Here is a 16146-nt window from a genome sequence, read left to right on the forward strand (position 1 = left end):
CCATTCCGGGGCGAATTCTAGGCGACAGCGGGAACGGAGGGAACCGCCAGGCTGAACTGCCAGCCCATTTGGCAGCCACTCAAGGGCAGACGGCGCGAAAGGCTCGTCACGCGCCGCAGCACCACTATCGATCATGCGAATATTGTAAAAACATATAAGCAAATTTGCGGGACTAAACCAATCAGCAACCGACATCAGCAGATTTTCATTTACGGGACATTTACCATGGCGCCATACTGGAGCGCATCGTCCCGATACGATGCACATTAATCTTTTGTAACGTTCAGGGTCATTAATCTGCGGTTCATCTCGAAAATTCTTTACTTGCTTTGTCAGACAGCAAAGCGTCGGTAATGCCTGCGAGTCTTGAACAAGGATATTGAATGTCTGCCCGGCACCGCAAAGGCGCTGAGATCTGCCGCGTCGTCATCTCGGCCGTCGATCCGATTGCCACAGATGCGCGGTAATACCTCCCGCGTTGGAACCGCAGAGGCAGGCAAGACTTTTCATCTATAGGAGGAGCAATCCATGCTGAAATCATTTGGTCGCATTCTGGCCACGGCTGGCCTGTTGGTCGGCGCAGGCCTCGTAGCCGCCCCCGCCTCCGCGGCCCCGGTGGGCATGCCCTTGTCGCCGCCGGCGCCCGTATTGAACGTCGAGCCAGCCCAGTACTATCCCCCGCCGCCTCCCGGCTATCGCCGCCCGCCGCCTCCCGGATACCGCTATGGCTATCGGGCGGGTCCCCGGCGCGTCTGCCGGTGGGAGACCGTTCGTGTACGGGGTCCCTATGGCGGGTGGCGGACTGAACGCGTTCAGAGGTGCTACCGCCGATAAGCTGGCAGCCTATGACGCGCCGTCCGCGTCCTGAGGTGCTAATTTTCTTCACCCCCGGTCCCTACAACCGGGGGTGATCCTTTTGGAAGAACCGACTTCCACGGTATGCATTTCACAAAAGCCTGATATAGCGAACACACTATGCCCGCCAAGCTCACGGTGGACGGTCGAGGGCGGGTCCACTAGCGTCGCTTCATGTTTGTCAGGAGATCCGTATGGCTGTCGTTCGCTTGCACCACAATCCCGAGACGCAAACCGTCACCCTGTCGGATGAGAACAATCCTGCCGTTGCCCTCGAGATCGATGCCGCGCAGCTTGAGCAGATCCTGCAGGGACTTGGGGAAATGCGGGCCCGTATGGAGCCTCGCGTCGAGGCGGATTGGCAGCCTGGACGTCCGGTTCAGGCCATCACCAATCCGCGATTCTCGGCCGAGCTTCCGCAGGACAAGGATTTTACCGTTCTCCACTTGCGCGACCCACGGTTCGGCTGGCTGCACTATGCCGTTCCTTTCCCCGAATGTGGCCGCCTTGCCGAGTTTCTCGCGCGCGCTGTGAAGCGCAAAGCTTCGCCAGAAGCACCCCAGCAGCACTAGCAGGAGACGAGGTCTCCCGCTGGACATCGGGCTCAGGCGCCGGAAGATGCATGCGGTGCATGGCAGGCCCGGCTGCGAACTGGTCGGCGAACTTCCTGGGCACCTCACCGCCAGAAGCAGGGGTCACATGCACCAAGTGCATCCATCGCCCCCTGCTCGGCTCTCGCGATGTCCCCCATATTTGTTGGATAAATCCTTTATCCACATCTATTGGCTGGAGTTTCGCCGTGAGTTCTGACGCCTCGATTCTTTTCTCCCCATTTCGCCTGGGCGCCATCGACGTCGCAAACCGGCTGGTCATGGCCCCGTTGACCCGGAATAGGGCGGTCACCGGTGACGTCCCAAGCGAGCTTGCCATCGACTACTATCGACAACGCGCCAGCGCCGGATTGATCATCTCCGAAGGGACGCAAATCTCTCCCCAAGGGCAGGGCTATATGGCGACGCCCGGCATCTATTCTGAAGCCCAGGTCGCGGGGTGGCGTCGAATCACCGAGGCGGTCCATCAGGCAGGGGGCAAGATCATCGCCCAGATCTGGCATGTCGGCCGCGTATCAAGCACCGAGCTCCAGCCCGGCGGCGCGGCCCCCGTTGCGCCCTCGGCCATCCCCGCCCATACCAAAACCTATCTTTCCGGCGGATTTACCGAGGTATCTGCTCCTCGTGCGCTCGCTTTGGACGAGATCCAGGGGATCATCGACGATTATGCCGCAGCCACCCGCAATGCGCGCGAAGCGGGCTTCGATGGGATCGAACTGCACGGTGCCAACGGCTACTTGATCGATCAGTTTCTAAAAGACGGCACAAATCATCGCACCGATCGCTATGGCGGCTCGATCGAGAACCGTGTCCGCTTCGCGGTTGAGGTCGCGACGGCGGCGGTCAAGGCCTGGGAAAAGGGGCGGGTTGGCATCCGGCTCTCGCCTGTGTCGCCCGCCAACGACATCTCCGATAGCAATCCCCAGCCACTGTTCAATCATCTCGTTGCGGAACTCGACAAGCTCGGCCTCGCCTTCATCCATCTCGTCGAAGGCGCCACAGGTGGCCCCCGGGATGTCGCGCCCTTCGATTTTCGGGCGCTGCGCAAGGCCTTCCGCGGCGCTTATATCGCCAACAACGGCTACACGCGGGATCTCGCCATTGCAGCCCTTACGTCAGGTGACGCTGACCTGATTGCCTTTGGCCGGGCATTTATCGCCAATCCGGACCTTCCCGAGCGCCTCCGCCGCGACGCCGCCCTCGCGGATGTGAAGCGCGAAACGCTCTATGGCGGCGGGTCAGAGGGCTACACGGACTATCCGTCATTGGCCGACACCACGGCATGAGCGGGAACTCAGCCGTTTTCCATGCGTTTCCTTCGCGACAACAGTTCCCTTCGTGAACTGGAACTGAACAGCTCGAACAGCCGTGGTTCAGTTGGATCACGGCAGAGTGAAGAGGTTGGGATATCCTCACCGAGGGCTGTGAGGTGGATCGGGGGCGTCAGGAGACGATATCGATGCACTTTTTCCTTAAAGGCGCTTTCCTGGCCACCGCGATTGCGGCTGGCGGGATAGGGTTCAGCGGCAGCGCCCAGGCTGCGGGACCAATCGTCGGCGGCGTAGCCTCTGCCCTCCCCGCGAGCGCCGCGGACCTCGTGCAGCAGGTTCAGTACTGGGGCCCCCCGCGTGGCTATTATGACCGGCGCTATTACGGTCCGCCGCGCCGCTACTATAGGCCCAGGCCGTATTACGGCTACGGCTACGGCCCGCCACGTTATCGGCCGCGCGTTGTATGTGGCTGGCGATGGCAGCCTTCCCCCTGGGGGCCTCGGCGGGTCCGCGTATGCTGGTAGTTTCAATCGGCTGATGCGACTGCTGTAAGATCGTTCGCCAACGGAGGATTGCTTTCCTCGACATGACTTGACGGACATGATGTGGCAAAGGTGGCGTTGGGCTCTTCGATCAAAGTCGTGAAGCATGCGCATCGCCACCTGGAACATCAACTCGGTCAAGCAACGCCTTGGCCATCTTACGGCTTTCCTGGCGGAGCAGGCACCCGACGTGCTCTGCCTGCAGGAAATCAAATGCCTCGACGAGGCGTTTCCGCTCGCCGAAATTGAGAGCGCCGGCTACAACGTCGCCGTCTATGGCCAGAAGAGCTTCAACGGCGTCGCGATCTTGTCGCGCTCACCGCTGGAGGACGTGCGACGGGGATTGCCTGGCCGCGACGGGCTCGACGAAGATGGTCCTGATCAATCGCGCTATCTTGAGGCGACCATCTCGACCGCAAGCGGCGCTGTTCGGGTGGCGTCGATCTATCTTCCTAACGGCAATCCACCGGACACTGCGAAGTATCCCTATAAGCTCCGCTGGATGGACCGCCTGTCCGAGCATGCGCGCGATCTCCTTGCCTTGGAAGAACCACTCGTCCTTGCCGGAGACTATAACGTCATTCCAGAGCCGTGGGACGCGGCAAGGCCTGAAGTGTGGGTGCATGACGCCCTGTTCCTGCCTCAGACCCGCAGCGCCTTCCGCTCTCTCATCGAACTTGGCCTGACCGACGCCTTGCGCGCCTGCAGCGATGAGAATGGGGTCTACACATTCTGGGACTATCAAGCTGGCGCCTGGCAAAAGAACAACGGCATTCGTATCGACCATCTTCTGCTCTCCCCGCAGGCGGCCGATCGCCTGGAGACCACCGCGATCCACAAGTATATGCGCGCGCTGGAGAAACCCTCCGATCACGTGCCGATATCCGTTGACCTCAGGTTCTGACGTCACACCCCAGCACAGCTGTCGCTTCGCGGCCTTGGATGATCGCTGCGCGCATCAGAAGAAATAACACGGTGCCGTTGAGGATATGCCAGAGGAAGTGGCTGCCAAGCGGCACCGCGCCACAGATGCGGGCATCGAGCGCGCGGCATGTGAGTGATAGCGTGAAGACGCCGCCCGCCATGAAAAGCCGCCGCGCCGTCGCGGGATCACGCCGCATAGTTGCCAAGCCCACGCCAATGATAGCGAGGAGTGCCGGGAGATAGCCGGCTGAGCCGTTGATGGGATCGGAACCCAGCGGCGTCACTACGGCATTTCGCCAGAGCCAGGTGATAAGGACGGAGAGGCCCTGGAAGCCGATTGTCGCGCCGATAGCCCCCATGAGGGACAGCCCGAGAAAGCGACGCATCGCGAGAAAAAAATAAGCCAGGATGAAGATGCCGATCGGCACAACGTCAGCTAGCGCCGACCAACGGTTCGCAAACGTGTGGAACAGAAAGCTGCCGGCGCCGATCAGAAACGTCAGCGCGATCAGCAACAGAACCGGCCGGTCATGGCGATTGTTCAGAATAAGATAAGCAGCAATGCCCGCGGCGAAGAAAGCTCCGTTGGTTAAGGCATTAACGGGCTCGGACCAAAAGTTCGGATCAACTCGCTCGCAATAGGCGTCGATCGGCGTGAACCAGGATGTCCCGATGGTTCCAGACGCCAAGACGATGGCCTCACCGCGTCCCGCTCAGGCCAACAAGCCCTCGCGCCGCCGCGACCACGATCAGCGGTCCTTCTTGAGATAGCCTTCCAGATAAGCGAGCGCTGCTTGGCGATCGCTCTCGCTGGCGCTGGCGAAATCCTTTTGATGGAGTTCGATGATCCACTCGTCCTTGTCTGGATCGGCCGCTTCGCGCGCCATCGTGAGCCACATCAAACCACGAGCGCTCTGCCGCGGCACACCGAGACCGTTCACCAGAATGTGGCCGAGCAAGGCTTGGGCCTGGTGATGGCCCTTCTCTGCGGAGAGATTCAGCCAGCGCGCCGCCTGCCGGGCATCCTTGGCGACGCCCTGGCCCTCGAGATAGAGCCTGGCCAGATCATACTGGGCGTTCGGATCGCCGTAATAGGATGCCGCATACTGCAGCAAATCGACTGCGCGGCGCAGATCCGGCTTCACATAGGTATTCGGAATCCCGTCGATGAAATAGCCGCCGAGAGCCGTGAAGGCACTTGCGACGAAGCGGGCATTCGGCGAATCCGGGCTTTCGTCCGCGTATTCATCGGCAACCTTGGAGAAATACTCGAATGCCTTGAGGTCGTCGTGGGTGACCCCGTCCCCCTCGGCATACATGCGGCCAAGTTTCCAAAGCGCAGGCGTATGCCCTTGGGTCGCCGCATATTCCAGCGCCTGCACAGCGCTCCGCTTGTCGCCCGCATTGTAGTTCTTCATGCCGCTGCGGAAAGCTTCCCGAACGGACTTGAACGCTCCCGCAGGCGCGTTTGGCGTCGCGGCTGGTGGGGTGGAAGGCCGCGGGCCGTCAAAAGCGGCTGCCGGCAAAGCTCCCCCAAGAGCCATCGCGGCAGAAAACCCCCACGCATAAAGCTTGCTGATCCGCATCGCTCTCAATTTCATCCCAAGAGCTATTCAAACCCATAACCACAGTTTCCTCGCCAAAGCCCGAAAGCTCCGCGCGAGACCATGGTTTGCCCCACCCCGGCCGACTAACACTTGCACCCGATCGATGTGCTCAATCCCGGACCCTGCCGGGCTGCGCACGTTGTTCGATCGGCCTCTTCAAATGACACGGAGGCATAGCGTAATGCAAATGCCCCGCTGACGTTTGGCGAGATGCCGGCTCCATGCCAAGCAATTCGCAAGCATTGGCAAAAGGCAATGCTATCAATAAGTTGCCTGTGAGCTTATCTAGCGCCGGGTTTATGGCGGCATCGCGGCGAGCGTTGGCCCTCCTCAAGACCAACGCTGATTGCAGCAGGCCTGTTGCGTGTTCGCCACAGGTTTAGGCGGCCGCAGCTTATCCAGCCGCGCGCGCCAAGCGATCCGCGGCATCCCGAATTTTGACGAGGCGGGCCTCTGCTTCCTCACGCCGCTCGCGCTGCTCCTCGACAACCTCCTCCGGCGCCCGCGCCAGAAAGTCGGCGTTGCCCAGCTTGGCATCGATCTTGGCGATATCGGACGTCAGCTTGGCCGCCTCCTTTGCCAAGCGTTGCTGCTCAGCTGCGAGATCAACGACCCCCGCGAGCGGCATGGCGGCTATCTCGCCGCGCACCAGAAGCTGCACGGAGCCGGGAGGCACGGCCTCGGCGACGGTTACGTCGCCGAGGCGCGCGAGCCGCCGCAGCGTCTCATCCCAGCGCGCGGCCCGCGCGGCCGTTTCAGCGCTCGGCTTAACCAGAACGAGGGACACCTGAGAGCCGGCCGGAACATTGGTCTCGGCGCGCGCCGAACGGATCTCGGACACGAGCTCCACCAGCCAGCCAATCTCCATTTCGGCCTGCGCATCATTCACGCCAGTCACATCAGGCCAACGGGCAAGGGCCAGCACCGATGAACGGACTGGGCCTTCCGCACCCTTGATCGTCCAGAGCTCCTCGGTGAGGAAGGGCATGAAGGGGTGGAGGATCTTGCAGATCTGGTCGAGGAGATAGGCCGTCGTTGCTCGGGTCTCGTCCTTGGCCGCGCCATCCGCTCCCTGCAGGATCGGCTTGGCAAGTTCGAGATACCAATCACAGAAGACATTCCAGACGAAGCGATAGGCAGCGCCGGCGGCATCGTTGAAGCGGAACGCCTCCAACGCCGACGTCACCTCACTTATCGCGCGCGCGCATTCGCCGATGACCCATGTGTTGAGGGTCTCCGTCACCTTGGCTGGCGCATAGCCCGCAACCCGAACGCAGCCGTTCATCTCTGCGAAACGCGCGGCATTCCAGAGCTTGGTCGCGAAATTGCGGTATCCCTCAACGCGTTGCGGCGAGAGCTTAATGTCGCGTCCCTGCGCCGCCATGGCCGCCAGCGTGAAGCGCACGGCATCCGCGCCATAACGGTCGACGAGCTCGATCGGATCGATGACGTTGCCCTTGGACTTCGACATCTTGGCGCCCTTCTCGTCGCGGACGAGCGCATGCATGTAGACGGTCCGGAACGGCACCTCCTCCATGAAATGCAGGCCCATCATCATCATCCGGGCGACCCAGAAGAAAATGATGTCGAAGCCGGTCACGAGCACGCTGGTCGGATAGTAGCGTGCGAGCTCCGGGGTGGCATCCGGCCAGCCGAGCGTCGAGAATGGCCACAGCGCCGATGAGAACCACGTGTCGAGCACGTCCTCGTCCCGGGTCAGGAAGGCAGCGCGCTTGTCGGCATCAGCGAGGATGGCGGCCGCCTCTGTCTCGTCAATATTCCCATCGGCAACGTTCTGCCCGAGCGCGGCCGCAAGTGCTTCCTCCTCGCTGTCTGCGACGAAGACATGCCCGAAGCCGTCGTACCACGCCGGGATCTGGTGTCCCCACCAGAGCTGGCGCGAGACGCACCACGGCTCGATATTCTCCAGCCAGTCGAAGAACGTCTTTTCCCAGTTCTTCGGCACGAAGGAGGTCTTGCCGTCCTTCACCGCCTCGAGGGCCCGATCCGCCAGAGGCTTGACGTCCACATACCACTGGTCGGTCAGCCAGGGCTCGATCACGACATTCGAGCGGTCGCCGTGCGGCACCATATGGACATGCGGCTCGATCGTCTCGAGCACGCCACTCTCCTCGAACCGGGCGACGAGCCGTTTGCGCGCCTCAAACCGGTCGAGACCATCGAGGCCGAGCACCCAGGCGAGATCCTCACTCTCGGCAGCACCTTCGAGGAAGTCCTCATTGCCCGCGAGCAGCATCTGTGCTTCCGGACCGAGGATGTTGATGGCTGCAAGGCCATGCCGCTTGCCGACATCGAAGTCATTGAAATCATGAGCCGGCGTGATCTTGACCGCTCCGGTGCCCTTTTCCGGATCCGAGTAGGTGTCCGCAACGACCGGGATGAGACGGCCGACGAGCGGAAGGCGCACGTGACGGCCATGCAAGTGGGCATAGCGCTCGTCATCCGGATGCACGGCGACGGCTGTGTCGCCCAGCATGGTTTCAGGCCGGGTCGTCGCAACGACGATAACCTCGCCGGTCGGCGCGCCAGCATCATCGACCACCGGATAGCGCAGGTGCCAGAGGTTGCCTTTCACCTCGATCTGCTGGACCTCGATATCCGAGATCGCCGTCTGGAACTTCGGGTCCCAGTTGACGAGGCGCTTGTCCTTATAGATCAGGCCTTGGCGGTAGAGCTCAACGAACACCTTCCGCACAGCCTGCGAGAGGCCCTCGTCCATGGTGAAGCGTTCACGTGACCAGTCACAGGAGGCGCCGAGGCGCTTGAGTTGGCGGCCGATGGTACCACCCGACTCCTCCTTCCACGCCCAGACCCGCTCCAGAAACGCCTCGCGACCCATCTCGCGGCGTCCGGGCTGCTGGCGCTCCGCAAGCTGGCGCTCGACGACCATCTGGGTGGCGATGCCCGCATGGTCCATGCCGGGCTGCCACAGCACGTCCTTGCCGCGCATGCGCTCGAAGCGGCACAACACGTCCTGAAGCGTATTGTTGAGGGCATGCCCCATATGGAGCGAGCCAGTCACATTCGGCGGCGGAATGACAATACAGAAGGGCTCTGCGCCCGCACGCTCGGGGCGGCCCGCTTTGAAAGCCTCAGCCTCATCCCAAACCGCCGAGATTCGCGCCTCGACGAGGGAGGGTTCAAACGTCTTATCCATGATGCCAACCGCTATCGCGCCGATACAATTGGCTTGAGGTAGACGACGAAGCGGGGGCTTGAGTCAATGCAAAGGAAGCCGCTAACCGTCGGCCTCCGGCTTTTTCCAAGGGAAGGGTCTTTTTGGGAAGGGTTCAGCGGGGATAGTCCCACGGGACGCGTCGCACCCGCGCGAAAGCGACAGGTCGATCGGCAGGATCAGCGCTGACCCTGTCCCCGCGCAACCCGCTCGATCTCCTGCCTGACAAGACGCTCGACCAGCGACGGCAAATTCTCGTCCAGCCACGATTTGAGCATCGGCCGCAGCATCTCGCGGACGAAATCTTCCATCGTGGGACTGACGTGCTGTGCGGCCGATGAAGCCAGCGCATCGAAAGCCGTAGATACCGACGCATGGCTCTGCGGCGAGAGCAGACGCTCAGCGATGTCGGCGCCCTCGCTGCGGCGAAGCCTCGGTCCGGAATCCAGCGCCTCGGCGGGAACGGCCTGGGCACGCAGAACCGCCTCGGCTGGCGGCGGACTAAATGTGTGTGGCGCCGGCTCACGCATGACGGGAGGAGGCGGTGACCTCATGTCGGCCGTCTCGTTGAGTGTCTTCGGTGCTCTTGCCAACCGGTCCGCTTCGCCAAGTCGCATGTCGGGCGCTCCTTCAAGGAGAGGACGGGACGGACGCCGCGGCTCCGTCCGCGTTTCCAGCCGCTGGTCCGAACGTGGTTCGCCGCGTTCCGCAGCATACGCCTCGGGCGGCGGATTACGACGAGCCGGCCCTGCAAATCCCTGTGCCTGATCGTCGGCGATGATGCGACGGATTGAGGCCAGGATCTCGTCCATAGAGGGCTCCGCGCCACGCGGCGCATCGGCCCGGGTCATATCTGAAGCTGCATCATGGAGTTTGGGATTCGCTGAGCTCATGCCGCTCCACCGCCTTGAATGACAGGCAAGAATCAACCTGTCTATGATCCAACCATATTGGCCTTTGGCCAGAATCCTATCCGGCCGAGGCGGTACTGGCTGACGAAACAATAGCCTTGCACAGAAAGCTTGAACGCGTCTCAAAGATCAATAGCTGAGCTTGCAACAGAGGAGAGTTATCATCAGGTCGCTGACCCCGGAGCCGCTTCGTGCCGAAACGGAACAGAAAGGCCATGGCCATGAGAGCGCGGTTCGCGGGGGCGAAAGGCGCTGCCACGGAATGCTAGCTCGAACGCCTGTACAAAGACGTGAGTGAAGCGCAGGGACGGAAAGAGCTTGCCCCTGTAGGGCTCGCGCTGAAAAGAGGCACTTGCGCGATGACGCAGTGCCTCGAACCCTGTCAGCGACCGTCCGGCGTCTGCAGACCGCCCCACTTGTCGCGCACCTGCTCGTAGTGCTTCTTCGCGTCGTACTTCGTCACTCTGACGCCGAGCGTCGTGACTGAAAGCCGACCGATGGAGCCAAGCACGTTATAGGAGGCAACGATACGATCGCGCTGGGCACGCACGAGTTGCACGCGCGAGCTGAGCAGGGTCTGCTGAGCGTTCAATACGTCGAGCGTTGTTCGCTGGCCGACCTTCGCCTCTTCACGAACACCGGCCAGGGCGATCTCATTCGCTTCGACCGCCGACTGCGACGCAGCGATCTGCTGCTTCGCTGCATCAAGGGCCGCCCAGGAGGCGATCACCTGCTGGCGCACCTGGTCGCGCGTTACGTCGACCTGAATACGTGCCTGCCCCACCTGCTCCTTGGCCTGGCGAACCTGGGAATAAACCAGCCCGCCTTCATAGATGGGCACGTTGAGCTGAGCGACGATGGACGCCGACGTCGATAGATCGCGACGGTAGTTGGTATCGTAATTGCGCGTCACCGAGCCCGTCACGCCGAGCTGCGGAAGAAGCTGCGCCTCCAGAATCTTGACCTGAAATTCCTGGGCATCGACACTGTGGAGCCCAGCGAGAATCGCCGGATGGGCGCCAAGCGCCACCCTCACGGCGGCATCGACGCTGCGTGGCAGAAATTTCTCGACCGGCTGCCCCGGCGCAAGCTGGCGCGGATCGTCGCCGATAATCTGGCGATAGGTCGCGATGCTGCTCTTCAGCGTCGCCGCGGCAGCCGCTTCCTGAGCGTGGCCGGTGGCGAGCGCCGCCTCGGCCTGCGCCACGTCGGTCCGGGTCACTTCGCCGACGTTGAAGCGGTCGCGGGTCTGCCGCAGCTGCTCCTCGAGCACCTCGACGTTGTTGCGCTGCAGGCTCAACACGGCCGTGTCCTGCAGCACGTTCATATAGGCTTGCGCGCCGTCATACAGGATCGACTGCTCTTGGAAACGCAGCTGCTCCCGGCCCGCCTGCACGGCCGCCTCGGCCTGGCGCACGGAGTTCATGGTCCGGCCGCCGGTGAAAATATTCTGGTTGATCTGAAGCGTCAGACCGCGGGGGTAAAGCGTGTTCCAGGCCGCATCCCCGCCCCCACCGGCGGTTGCTCCGGCAGGAACCTGAAAATTGGAACTCCGGACACCCGCATTCGCTATGCCGGAAATAGTCGGACGGTAGCCTGACAGGGCCTGCGGCACGCCTTCGTTGGTAGCCCGCAGCGATGCTCGCTGCATATTGAGGGTCGGGTTGGCGGTATAGGCCTTGCCAAGCGCGCCGTAGAGCGTTTCTGCATGGACACTCGACAGTGGAAATACCCACGCGGCCCCCAGGAGAAGGCCAAGACGGAGAGCATGACTGCCTGTAGCTCGGATTGTTCCTGCCACGATCACCTTCCCAAAGCGGAGAAACACCGAACCGGGTTCCCTATGCTCAACACCATTTATCCTGTCCCTGCCCGGATCTGAAGATAATGCGATGCTTCTTCAGCGGAAACAGGCGCAAGCGCAGCGTTACTAATCTATCAAGTTGTGCCGCAAAAATATGACACTTGACAAACGCTAGAAATCAAATGCCGCAACTTTGGCAAAGCCGGGAAGGATAGGCGCTGACGCCTCGAACAGAGCTCGCCGGCCGAACGAGCTTCCGCTACGCCGATATACGACGGCTTTACCAGCACCGCTGGCTCCGTCGATGCCAGCCAACTGGCCACCATCGGCCATCTGCTCTTTCAACGCGTCCGGCAACACCTCGAACGCTCCATTGACGAGGATGGCATCATAGGGCGCGCGCGCCGCGTGACCTGACGCGACATCTCCAACTACGACGTCGATTCCCGAGGCCTGACAAGCGTCTAGACGCTTACGCGCCTCTTCTGCCAACTCTTGTCCACCGACAACCGCGACAACCTCGGCACCGAGGCGCGACATCAGGAGAGCACTATAACCAAAGCCAGCGCATACATCGAGAACACGGATGCCCGGCCTGATATCCAGGGCCTGAATGAGGCGAGCCAAAATCATTGGCGCGAGCATGCAATACCGACCACCGGCAGCGTCTCCGAACACCAGATTCTGGTCGCTATAGGCTAGATCCTCCTGCCCTTCCGGCAGGAATAGCTCACGAGGTGCATCCTCGAGTACGGCGAGAAGACTGCGACTCGTGACATCATAGGTTCGGACCTGATTATCCACCATGGTCCGGCGCAACCGCGCGAAGTCATTCATCGGCTACTCCACCGTAGGCAAGTGGGAGATGCGCAAAGCTCTCTCACAGCCCTGCAGAATCTCTAAATATTTGAAAAACGCTGACTTCCGCCCTCAGACGGGCGTCGATGCCCGCCTGGCACTTCCATCGCGTGCATGGTCGAACTTGTTGGAGGCCTCGCCCGGAATCGAACCGGGGTGCAAGGATTTGCAGTCCTCTGCGTAACCACTCCGCCACGAGGCCTCGTGGAGGGTTCATAGCAAAGCTCCACCGTCCGCCGCAACACCACAATGTGCGCTAAATTGGTCCACCCGCCTCCCATTCACAAAAACCCGGAACAAGCTGCACAAAAAATTCGAGTGATCTTCAAAAGGGGGTTGCAGTCCCCACGGACATACTGTACCCACTGCCCTGCGTTAGCGATCCCCGATAGCTCAGTTGGTAGAGCAAGCGGCTGTTAACCGCTTTGTCGCAGGTTCGAGTCCTGCTCGGGGAGCCAATCAATCCACGGTCAAATTCATATTGCGGCAGTGCTGGCAGATTTGACGCCGGGCTCCTGACTGACTGGATTGCTCTTACGCCACGACGCGCATGATCTTCATATAATGCTCCGTTTCGAAGTTGCTGCCGGCAGTGCTCTGGCGTGACTGAGGCCTCCATGGTTTGAGCCTTGATCAGGCTTGGCCCTGACCGGGGAGCGCGCCCGTTGTCACCGCTCTGCGAGTCATCGCAGCCTGGGCAAAGGTGGACTTTCACTCGCCGTCATTCAGACATGAATGCCTTGCTTCACTCGGAGCATGGCAAAGGAATCGCAAAGAAGCGATGATCCAATTGTGTGTCGCGGGATCCTGCCACGAAAGAACGAAGTGAGATTCCGCCGCGCAAAATCAACGCTCTGTTAATCATAAGGCCTCGACTGCGCCATTAGGTCGCAATTACTTAGTATTGTTAACAATTAGTTGCGAAAGTCAGAAATTTCGGCTCGGCTCTCCCCGTACTACTGAAACCTCTCCTATCGATGGCCTGCCTTCTATTCAGAACACCAGCGGCAGCATCCAACCGCCAGACAACTGATTCGGCATGTTGACTCACCTGAAAGAGAGGACTATTTTAGAACAAACCAGGAACATTATACCGCAAGGAATTTTTCAATGAGCACCGCGAGGGGGTCTCTCGCCGGGCTACGGCACGATATTGCCACCGTCGTCACGGCCGACAGGGCTATCAAAACCCTGTCGGCGGGGCCCTTGGATGAACAGCGTTTCTCGCTTGGACTGCCTGCCCTCGATTCAGCCATCGGTGGCGGGCTGCGGCGGGCGGCCTTGCATGAATTCTTCGCAGGCAGCGCGAGCGACGCGGCAGCCACGCGCGGTTTCTGCCTTGCCCTCACCGCCTGCGCGGCCGTCCACCGTCCCATCATCTGGGTCCGCCAGGATATGATCGCGCAGGAACAAGGTGAATTGCACGCGCCCGGCCTCCAGGAACTCGGCTTGCCTCCTGAAAATGTCGTGCTGCTGCGCATGCCGGATGCCCTGCAGACCTTAAGAGCAGGTCATGAGGCTTTGCGCTGCCAAGCGACTGGTGTCGTGGTCGTCGAGCTCTGGGGCGCACCGAGGGCCCTCGACCTCACGGCGAGCCAGCGCCTGAACCGCGCCGCGGCACAAGCCTGCGTCACCGCCTTTCTCATTCGCAGCGGCCCGGGAGCCGCGCCACAGCCGAGCGCCGCGCTGACCCGCTGGAGCATCCGCGCGGCCCCCTCCTCCCGCCTCGCGGCCGGGGCTCCCGGCGCGCCGGCTTTCGAGATCGGCCTGCTTTTGCACAGGGAGGGCTATCCACCACAGACTTTCCTCGTGGAGTGGAATCGCGATGACCGTGCCTTCCGAAAAGCGGCGCTATCTCGCTCTCTGGCTGCCACTTCTGGCGACCGACCGACTGCATCGCCTGTCCGCGAGAACCGGCCGCCCGGGTGGAATGTCGTCTCCCTTCAAGGGAGCTCCCATGACGACAGCGGTGGGAACACCGCCGAGAAGGCCGGCTGGAGACGCGCGGGCTGAGGCTGCTTTTCCCGCGCCTCCCCTCGTCGTCGTCGCCAAGATCAAGAGCGCCCTGCGCATCGTCCAGGCCGATGTCCATGCCCGCAAGCTTGGGCTGCGCCCTGGCCTCACCCTGGCTGATGCCCGGGCGCGCGTGCCGCATCTCACCTTGGCCGATGAGGATAAGATGGCGGACCTCGCCCTGCGTGATCACATCGCCGACTGGTGCGATCGCTATACGCCGCTGGTAGGTCTCGATGGCGAGGACGGCCTCCAGCTCGATATAACCGGCTGCGCGCATCTTTTCGGGGGTGAGGCGGACTTGCGCGGCGATCTCATGGCGCGCCTTGCGGCCCAGGGCTTCACCGCCTTGAGCGCCATCGCCGATACGCCCGACGCGGCCCGAGCCGTCGCCCGCTATGGCCGGGGAGGCCTCGTTCCCTCCGGCCAGGAAAGGGAAGCTGTCCGTCCTCTGCCCATCGCGGCCCTTGGCCTTGAGGCGCAGAATCTCCGCGCCCTCACCCGCGCCGGCCTGACCACCATCGGCGATCTCGCCATCCGACCGCGTGCCCCGCTCGCTGCACGCTTTGGCGCGGATCTCGTCAACCGGCTGGTCCGCACCCTGGGGGAGGCGCAGCATCCCATATCGCCGCGCCGACCTGTGCCGGACCTCATCGCGACACGGCGCTTCGCCGAGCCAATCGCCCTCATGGACACGGTGCTGGCAACCTTGCGCGAGCTGGGTCGAGAATTGGAAGCCATGCTGGCGGAGCGGGGGGGTGGCGGGCGGCATTTCGAAGCCTCCCTCTATCGGGCGGATGGCGCCATCCGTCGCGTCCGGATCGAGACCGGGCGTCCCCTGCGTGATGCGGCTATTGTGACGAGGCTCTTGTCCGAGCGGATGGCTGCCCTCGCCGATCCGATCGATCCGGGTTTCGGCTTCGACATGATACGTCTGGACGTCCTCGCCGCCGAGGCCATGACCACCGTCCAGAGCGGCCTCGATGGTCGCCAACACGACGCTGAAAGCCTCGCCGATCTCATCGACCGGTTGAGCGTGCGCTATGGCCAGGCGCGGGTTCTGCGCTTCACGAGCGAGGACAGCCATGTCCCGGAGCGCATGGCGCGCCTTGTCCCGGCCATTGCTTACGGCAGCGGGCAGGACAAATCCGGGAAAGCCTGGCTTCAGGACCGGGGCGGGGCTGGTTTGGCCGGAGGGAGCTTGGCTGGAGGGGGCTTGGCCAGAGAGGGCTTGGCCGGCGATCCCCCGGCGCAGCCGTGCTGCCTGTTCGATCCGCCGCAGCCCATCGAGACCCTGGCCGAGGTGCCGGATGGGCCGCCGCTGCGTTTCCTTTGGCGGCGGGTCATGCATGAAATCGCCGCCGCCGAGGGCCCGGAACGCATCGCGCCGGAATGGTGGCGCGATGCTGAAGGCGCACTGACCCGTGATTATTTCCGGGTCGAGGACCGCAACGGCCACCGCTTCTGGTTGTTCCGCGAGGGCCTCTACGCGGTGGAGATCAAGCATCCCCGCTGGTTCCTGCATGGCCTGTTTGCCTGAGGCCAGCATCGAGA

General features: G+C 62.2%; 12 protein-coding genes and 2 tRNA genes. 7 read left to right on the forward strand and 7 right to left on the reverse strand.

Annotated features, from left to right (window positions below):
* Window positions 1-1049 precede the first annotated feature (1049 nt).
* From KIO76_RS19860 to xth, 4 genes are all read left to right on the forward strand, one after another.
* The gene (locus KIO76_RS19860) at window positions 1050-1427 is read left to right on the forward strand and encodes a hypothetical protein (protein ID WP_213324876.1); all 378 of its coding nucleotides are present in this window, start codon (window positions 1050-1052) and stop codon (window positions 1425-1427) included.
* Between the two features lie 227 nt (window positions 1428-1654).
* Window positions 1655-2752: an alkene reductase gene (locus KIO76_RS19865; RefSeq protein WP_291977354.1), complete on the forward strand. Its 1098-nt coding sequence runs from the start codon at window positions 1655-1657 to the stop codon at window positions 2750-2752.
* Window positions 2753-2925: 173 nt separating this feature from the next.
* On the forward strand, window positions 2926-3261 hold the full coding sequence (locus tag KIO76_RS19870) for a hypothetical protein (RefSeq protein WP_213325377.1): 336 nt from the start codon (window positions 2926-2928) through the stop codon (window positions 3259-3261).
* Between the two features lie 124 nt (window positions 3262-3385).
* Window positions 3386-4183 (forward strand): exodeoxyribonuclease III, encoded by a 798-nt coding sequence (gene xth, locus KIO76_RS19875; protein WP_213324878.1) that lies wholly within the window; start codon window positions 3386-3388, stop codon window positions 4181-4183.
* Here xth and KIO76_RS19880 read toward each other — a convergent pair.
* The 7 genes from KIO76_RS19880 to KIO76_RS19910 form a co-directional block, all read right to left on the reverse strand.
* Window positions 4173-4892 (reverse strand): ceramidase domain-containing protein, encoded by a 720-nt coding sequence (locus KIO76_RS19880; RefSeq protein WP_249729658.1) that lies wholly within the window; start codon window positions 4890-4892, stop codon window positions 4173-4175. The genes xth and KIO76_RS19880 overlap by 11 nt on opposite strands.
* 60 nt (window positions 4893-4952) lie before the next feature.
* Window positions 4953-5789 carry a tetratricopeptide repeat protein gene (locus KIO76_RS19885; RefSeq protein ID WP_213325363.1) on the reverse strand — a complete coding sequence of 279 codons (837 nt, stop codon included), beginning with the start codon at window positions 5787-5789 and terminating at the stop codon, window positions 4953-4955.
* Between the two features lie 415 nt (window positions 5790-6204).
* Window positions 6205-8991, reverse strand: a complete 2787-nt coding sequence (locus tag KIO76_RS19890; protein WP_213325364.1) for a valine--tRNA ligase — start codon at window positions 8989-8991, stop codon at window positions 6205-6207.
* Between the two features lie 194 nt (window positions 8992-9185).
* A complete protein-coding gene (locus KIO76_RS19895; protein WP_502761865.1) occupies window positions 9186-9899 on the reverse strand; it encodes a PopZ family protein in 714 nt (237 codons plus the stop codon).
* Between the two features lie 400 nt (window positions 9900-10299).
* Window positions 10300-11718, reverse strand: a complete 1419-nt coding sequence (locus KIO76_RS19900; protein ID WP_291977350.1) for a TolC family outer membrane protein — start codon at window positions 11716-11718, stop codon at window positions 10300-10302.
* 174 nt (window positions 11719-11892) lie between these two features.
* Window positions 11893-12558, reverse strand: a complete 666-nt coding sequence (locus KIO76_RS19905) for a protein-L-isoaspartate O-methyltransferase family protein (RefSeq protein ID WP_213324880.1) — start codon at window positions 12556-12558, stop codon at window positions 11893-11895.
* A gap of 149 nt (window positions 12559-12707) precedes the next feature.
* Window positions 12708-12781: transfer RNA gene (locus KIO76_RS19910), tRNA-Cys, on the reverse strand.
* 180 nt (window positions 12782-12961) lie between these two features.
* Between KIO76_RS19910 and KIO76_RS19915 the strand changes: the two genes are divergently transcribed.
* The 3 genes from KIO76_RS19915 to KIO76_RS19925 all read left to right on the forward strand — a co-directional run bounded on the left by KIO76_RS19915 (window position 12962) and on the right by KIO76_RS19925 (window position 16132).
* Window positions 12962-13037 (forward strand) — tRNA-Asn (locus KIO76_RS19915).
* A gap of 652 nt (window positions 13038-13689) precedes the next feature.
* Window positions 13690-14592 carry an ImuA family protein gene (locus KIO76_RS19920; RefSeq protein ID WP_213324881.1) on the forward strand — a complete coding sequence of 301 codons (903 nt, stop codon included), beginning with the start codon at window positions 13690-13692 and terminating at the stop codon, window positions 14590-14592.
* Entirely contained in the window at window positions 14537-16132 is a 1596-nt protein-coding gene (locus KIO76_RS19925; RefSeq protein ID WP_249729661.1) for a Y-family DNA polymerase, read from the forward strand. The genes KIO76_RS19920 and KIO76_RS19925 overlap by 56 nt, the downstream gene beginning before the upstream one ends.
* Window positions 16133-16146: the final 14 nt, after the last annotated feature.

The organism is Chelatococcus sp. YT9, from assembly GCF_018398315.1.
Lineage (GTDB): Bacteria > Pseudomonadota > Alphaproteobacteria > Rhizobiales > Beijerinckiaceae > Chelatococcus.

What these genes read in the sequence shown, in the direction of transcription:
- KIO76_RS19860 (WP_213324876.1), top strand. Translation starts at nt 1,050, where the DNA reads ATGGCTGTCGTTCGCTTGCACCACAATCCCGAGACGCAAACCGTCACC.
- KIO76_RS19870 (WP_213325377.1), top strand. Translation starts at nt 2,926, where the DNA reads ATGCACTTTTTCCTTAAAGGCGCTTTCCTGGCCACCGCGATTGCGGCT.
- xth (WP_213324878.1), top strand. Translation starts at nt 3,386, where the DNA reads ATGCGCATCGCCACCTGGAACATCAACTCGGTCAAGCAACGCCTTGGC.
- KIO76_RS19885 (WP_213325363.1), bottom strand. Translation starts at nt 5,789, where the DNA reads ATGCGGATCAGCAAGCTTTATGCGTGGGGGTTTTCTGCCGCGATGGCT.
- KIO76_RS19895 (WP_502761865.1), bottom strand. Translation starts at nt 9,899, where the DNA reads ATGAGCTCAGCGAATCCCAAACTCCATGATGCAGCTTCAGATATGACC.
- KIO76_RS19905 (WP_213324880.1), bottom strand. Translation starts at nt 12,558, where the DNA reads ATGAATGACTTCGCGCGGTTGCGCCGGACCATGGTGGATAATCAGGTC.
- KIO76_RS19920 (WP_213324881.1), top strand. Translation starts at nt 13,690, where the DNA reads ATGAGCACCGCGAGGGGGTCTCTCGCCGGGCTACGGCACGATATTGCC.
- KIO76_RS19925 (WP_249729661.1), top strand. Translation starts at nt 14,537, where the DNA reads ATGACGACAGCGGTGGGAACACCGCCGAGAAGGCCGGCTGGAGACGCG.